This is a genomic window from Aurantimonas sp. C2-5-R2 (genome assembly GCF_036549495.1).
Lineage (GTDB): Bacteria > Pseudomonadota > Alphaproteobacteria > Rhizobiales > Rhizobiaceae > Aurantimonas > Aurantimonas coralicida_A.
Window position 1 is genome coordinate 1 of sequence record NZ_JAZHLJ010000142.1, and the last position, 4806, is coordinate 4806.

General features: G+C 62.2%; 5 protein-coding genes, 1 pseudogene and 2 other annotated features. Of the genes and pseudogenes, 1 reads left to right on the forward strand and 5 read right to left on the reverse strand.

The window, feature by feature from the left end:
• The coding region (locus VQ044_RS23750) for a SulP family inorganic anion transporter (RefSeq protein WP_331827813.1) at positions 1–901 on the reverse strand (901 nt) is incomplete at its 3' end.
• Between the two features lie 74 nt (positions 902–975).
• Positions 976–1028, reverse strand: a sequence feature (sul1 is cis-regulatory element that is thought to sense ions involved in sulfur or methionine metabolism; They are found in Alphaproteobacteria).
• Positions 1029–1277: 249 nt separating this feature from the next.
• On the opposite strand from VQ044_RS23750, the pseudogene VQ044_RS23755 reads away from it, so the two are divergent.
• Positions 1278–2137 (forward strand): annotated as a pseudogene (locus VQ044_RS23755) (IS3 family transposase); the annotation flags it as partial.
• Positions 1562–1678: a sequence feature (AL1L pseudoknot), on the forward strand. (Overlaps the previous pseudogene by 117 nt.)
• Before the next feature lie 354 nt (positions 2138–2491).
• Here the strand turns inward: VQ044_RS23755 and VQ044_RS23760 are convergent.
• The 4 genes from VQ044_RS23760 to VQ044_RS23775 all read right to left on the reverse strand — a co-directional run.
• The gene (locus VQ044_RS23760; protein WP_327650284.1) at positions 2492–3118 is read right to left on the reverse strand and encodes a methyltransferase; all 627 of its coding nucleotides are present in this window, start codon (positions 3116–3118) and stop codon (positions 2492–2494) included.
• Positions 3115–3624, reverse strand: coding sequence for a class I SAM-dependent methyltransferase (locus tag VQ044_RS23765; protein WP_327650288.1), 510 nt, complete (start codon positions 3622–3624; stop codon positions 3115–3117). Before VQ044_RS23765 ends, VQ044_RS23760 begins: the two co-directional genes overlap by 4 nt.
• Before the next feature lie 191 nt (positions 3625–3815).
• Positions 3816–4553, reverse strand: coding sequence for a spermidine synthase (locus VQ044_RS23770; protein WP_327650286.1), 738 nt, complete (start codon positions 4551–4553; stop codon positions 3816–3818).
• Between the two features lie 26 nt (positions 4554–4579).
• Positions 4580–4806, reverse strand: a 227-nt coding sequence (locus VQ044_RS23775; protein WP_331827816.1) for a hypothetical protein, incomplete at its 5' end; no start/stop codon positions are given.

The window sequence follows — 4806 nt, forward strand, 5'->3', positions numbered from 1 at the left end:
AAACGCCTGCAGCGAAGCAGGATAGCCGCCCACGGCCGCCGGATTTCACGTTGATGACCGATTGGCCGATCATCGCGCAGCCGGCCATGCCGCCGAAGAAGCCCGTCACCGTGTTGGCGACTCCCTGGCCGACGCACTCCCGGTTCTTGTCCGACCCGGTGTCGGTCAGTTCGTCGACGATCTGGGCCGTCATGAGGGATTCGAGAAGACCCACCACCGCGACCGCTGCCGAATAGGGCAGGATGATCATCAAGGTGTCGAGGTTCAGCGGGATGTCGGGGATCAGAAAGACCGGCAGCGTGGAGGGCAGCTCGCCCATGTCGCCGACGATCCGCAAGTCCATGCCGAAGGTCAGCGAGACGGCGGTCAAAACCACAATCGCCACGAGCGGGGACGGGATCACCGTGGTCAGCCGCGGCAGCAGGTAGATGATCGCCAAGCCCGCCGCGACCATGACGTAGGTCAGGTATGGCACGCCGACGAGTTCCGGGATCTGCGCCATGAAGATCAGGATCGCCAGCGCGTTGACGAAGCCCGTCATCACCGAGCGGGAGACGAACTGCATGGCATTGCCGAGCTTCAGGAATCCAGCGGCGATTTGGAGGAGACCGGCGAGGACGGTGGCAGCCAGCAGGTATTCAAGGCCGTGGTCCCGCACAAGCGTGATCATCAGGACGGCGGTCGCAGCGGTTGCGGCTGAGATCATGCCCGGTCGTCCGCCCGTGAAGGCGATCAGGACAGCAATGCAGAAGGAGCCGTACAGCCCGACGCTCGGATCGACGCCGGCAATGATGGAGAAGGCGATTGCCTCGGGAATAAGGGCAAGGGCGACGACGATCCCGGCGAGGAGATCGCCGCGGACGTTCCCGAACCACTCGCGGCGGAGCGTTTCAAAGTTCATGATGACTTTTTGCTTGATAAGCGTATCGATCGCGCCGCTCTGAGGCGGGCCAAGGTGTAGCGATGCGCTATTGAGATTGGCTGAGGGATCGGCGCCCAGCATAGCCACCCAACTGAATGAGTCCGTGCCTATCCCCCTGGTGCCATTTCGCAGATCCGACATCAACTCCAAAAGCGGGAATGGTGCCGGAAATCTTCTATTTCGTTTCGCGCGGACCGACTGAAGGAAGGCTGCCGCGAGAGTGCAGACGGCCGCGCTCGCCAACGGCGTCCCTCAGAAAATGGCTCATCTAGCCCCGTCCGTCGTAGACGGAACGTGTTGCAGTGAACCCCCCGGGTTTCCCGGAGACCTCAATTCTTGAGAGAATGGGGTCATGATGACGAAGACGACATCGAAGAGATATTCACCGGAGGTCAGCGAACGGGCAGTCCGAATGGTCCTGGAGCATCAGGGCGATCACGCCTCGCAGTGGGCGACGATTTCCTCCATCGCGGCGAAGATCGGCTGTGCCGGGGAGACGCTGCGCCACTGGGTCAGGCAGGCCGAACGTGATCAAGGCGTTCGCGCTGGCACGACGAGCGTGGAGCGCGACCGGATCAAGGCTCTCGAACGTGAGGTTCGCGAGTTGCGTCAGGCCAACGAGATCCTGCGCAAGGCATCGGCGTATTTTGCCCAGGCGGAGCTCGACCGCCCGTTCAGACGATGACGGCGTTCATCGACGATCATCGTGATGTCTATGGGGTCGAGCCGATCTGCCGGGTTCTGCCGATCGCCCCGTCGACATACCACGAGCACGCGGCCCGCAAGCGCTACCCGGATCGCCGACCGGCTCGAGAACGCCGCGACGAGGAGCTATGCGAGGACATCCGCCGCGTCTTCGAGGCGAACTTCGGCGTCTACGGGGTTCGCAAGGTCTGGCGTCAGATGAAGCGCGAGGGCATCGACGTTGCACGCTGCACCGTCGCCCGGCTGATGCGCCAGATGGGTCTGAAGGGCGTGATTCGCGGCAGATCCGTCAGGACCACCATCAGCGACACATCGGCGCCGTGTCCCCTCGACCGGGTGAACCGTCAGTTCAAAGCGCCGCGGCCGAACATGCTGTGGGTTTCGGATTTCACCTATGTCGCCACATGGCGAGGCTTCATCTACGTGGCCTTCGTCATCGACACGTTCGCCCGCCGCATAGTCGGCTGGCGCGTGTCGCGAACAGCCCATGCCGACTTCGTCCTCGACGCCNCCACATGGCGAGGCTTCATCTACGTGGCCTTCGTCATCGACACGTTCGCCCGCCGCATAGTCGGCTGGCGCGTGTCGCGAACAGCCCATGCCGACTTCGTCCTCGACGCCTTGGAACATGTTCGATCGCTTGACACGCTTGGCGCATGGCGATCTTGTCGATGTGGTCCAAATCGCGCCGCGCCTCCCACATGTAGGTCTTGTTCTCCTCGACCTCCCGCGCGTAGCCATTGAGGCGCGAACCGATGGTCCGCAGATTGCTCTGAATGCGCTGCTGGCAGGTTCCCAAGCGGGTATGTTCTTCGGTTTCGGCAGAGGTCATCTTCGATCTGGTTGCTTCTGGTTTAAGTATCCTCAGGCGGCGAGTTGATCGCCGGAACAGGCAGCGATATCGAACACCGCCATTTGGCTCGCGCCTCCAAGGGCGGGGTGATGACCTGCAATATCGTGACAGACCACGTCGTAACCGTTCCGCGCAGCAACACCGCATGCCCATCGCTGGAATCTGGCGCGATCCCACTCGAAACGGTGATCGGGATGGCGAAACCGGTGAGGCGGCACCCCGAGCAGCGGATTGAATTCCGCGTTCGGCGTCGTGATCACCACGGTTTGCGGCCGCATCTCGGCAAACACGGCTCGCTCCACGACCGAAAGCCGTTCAGGGTCGACGTGTTCGATCGTCTCGATCAGCATGGCGCAGTCGAATCCCGAGAGCACCGCCCCGCCGTCCACCATCGAGCCGTGGATGAGATCGACCTTCGCCGTGTCTCCCCCTTTCAACGCGTCGAGGCGCACACGAAGGCGGCCGAGAGCATTTCGGCACAGATCGACGCCAACAATCCGTTCGATCTGAGACTCCGTCGCCAGGCGCGTGAGGAGATCACCATCGCCACAACCGAGATCAAGAACGGTGCAGGCACCGCTGTCGCGAATGACTGCGCGCGCGGCTTCCAGCCGCTGTTCATGCAGCCAGGTGGTCACTTTGCGCCTCCCGGCTCCGCCGGCCTGCGCATCAGCGCCACGTCCTTGACCGGTATGTCGCAGGACCAACCGCGATAGGCCGTCAGATACCGCAGCGTCTCCTCGCGATAGAAGACGACGTGGGTGGGATCCTTCCGATAATGCCAATCGCGAAACCGGGCATCATCGGTCTGGAAGCAGGTCATGATCGCGATCGAACCGCCCGGCCGGACCAAGGCCATGAGCCGGTCGAACTCTTCCGCAGGCCGATGGAAATGCTCCACCGTCTCGGTGCAGGTGAGAAAGTCATAGGTTTGATTAAGCGGCGCTGGATCCGGGTGAAAGAAGGGGTCGTAAAGCGCCACTTCGTACCCAGCCTCGCGCAGCATCGCACCCAGCGCTGGATCCGGCCCGCATCCATAGTCAAGGCCGCGTGATCTCGCCGGCAATTGCGCAAGGAGCGGCTCAGACAGTTTTGACAGGAAACGGCGGTAGCCCGGATCGTCGGGATAGTTCTCGTGATGCAGGTAGTGGGCGTATTCCGCCTCACGTGAGGGATGTTAACATGGATCGAGAAATCGCACCTGGCACATCTCGCATCGCCAGTAGTCCCGCCCAGCGACAGACAGGAACGGCTGTGGTGCGGGCGAGCGGCACACGGGACAGCTCTCGAGAGCTGGGGATGGCAGTTCGATGTTTCTGGTTACGATCGCTGCCGTCATGCCGCCTCGTTCGACATGTCGGCGGTTCGGGCAAGATAAACCGTCTGCGTGAAGGGGCGGTCCTGCAACGGATTGTGGAAGGTCACTGGCTCCGCCCAGGCCTCGGCGAAGACGCTCGCCAGTCGTTCGGTGAAAGACTGGTCGGGCTTGTCGTTCGACCAGAGCCCGAAGACGCCTCCGGGCTTGATATGAGCGGCGAGCGCGCGGAGCCCTTCGGGTCGATAGAAGCTGGTGCTGCGAACATCGAGCAGCGCATCGGGCGAGTGGTCGATGTCGACCAAGATCGCGTCGAAGCACCGCCCGGGAGCATCCGGGTCGAACCCGTCGTCGCCGCCGGCCATGGCGAAGAAGTCGCCTTGTACCAGGCGACAGCGATCGTCGGCGACGAGTTCGGGACCAAGGGGGAGCAGCCCGGATCGGTGCCAGTCGATCACCGCATCCAGCATTTCCACAACGATCAGCGAGCCGACTACCTCCTGCTCCAGAACGGCTTGAGCCGTGTAGCCGAGCCCGAGCCCGCCGACGACCACGTCGAGCTTATCGCCAACGACTGCCGCGAGAACGAGCCGGGCCAGTGCGATCTCGGAAGCCGTGAACAAGCTCGACATAAGATGCTCGTCACCGAGCTTGATCTCGAAGACATCGACGCCGAGCGACAGTTGGCGTCGCCGCCGCAAGCTGAGCGCGCCGATGGGTGTCAGGCGGTAGTCCAATTCTTTGAAATAGACGCTCATGCACGAAGCCTTTCACAGCTAGATCATCATTGTCGCTTCTCATACCGCTGCTGATCTGAAAGTGCCTCGGCGTCAAGGAACCGACTGACCTTCGGGTTCTGGATGCAATCCAGCACGTATCGGCCGCCGCGCTTCTCGACAATCTTCCATTCGCGCCGAGGCCTCTCAGCTCGACTTTGGCCATTTTGAGCGGGTTTTCGCTCAAGCGTGGATCCAGAAATCCGGCTCGGCGGCGATATAGTCGAGAGCCTTG